The organism is Pseudomonas sp. SIMBA_068 (genome assembly GCF_046534705.1).
Lineage (GTDB): Bacteria > Pseudomonadota > Gammaproteobacteria > Pseudomonadales > Pseudomonadaceae > Aquipseudomonas > Aquipseudomonas putida.
On sequence record NZ_JAWRYI010001229.1, the window covers coordinates 1 to 248 of the forward strand.

Annotated in this window: 1 protein-coding gene; it reads left to right on the top strand. The window is 32.3% G+C overall.

Annotated features, from left to right (window positions below; all coding sequences use genetic code 11):
- Positions 1-248, top strand: a 248-nt coding sequence (locus SB756_RS33460; RefSeq protein ID WP_410913684.1) for a hypothetical protein, incomplete at both ends; no start/stop codon positions are given.

Consider the following 248-nt stretch of genomic DNA (forward strand, 5'->3'; position numbering starts at 1 on the left):
CAGTGCCAATGTTATCTATGGGATTTACGCTTTAACCCTTGCTTTATTAATTACTAAGCCTGTTTACACAATCACTGTATTGGCAATAGCTAACGCGGTATGGGTATTGATATGCATTTTTATTGCTTTATATTATGTACAAACAGCAAGTTTAATTGGCGTTGTGTTTATTATATTAGAAGCTGTGTTTGTGTGTATTTTGGCATATTACGAATTCAAATTTAGGTTTGTATTAACAAACGCACAAT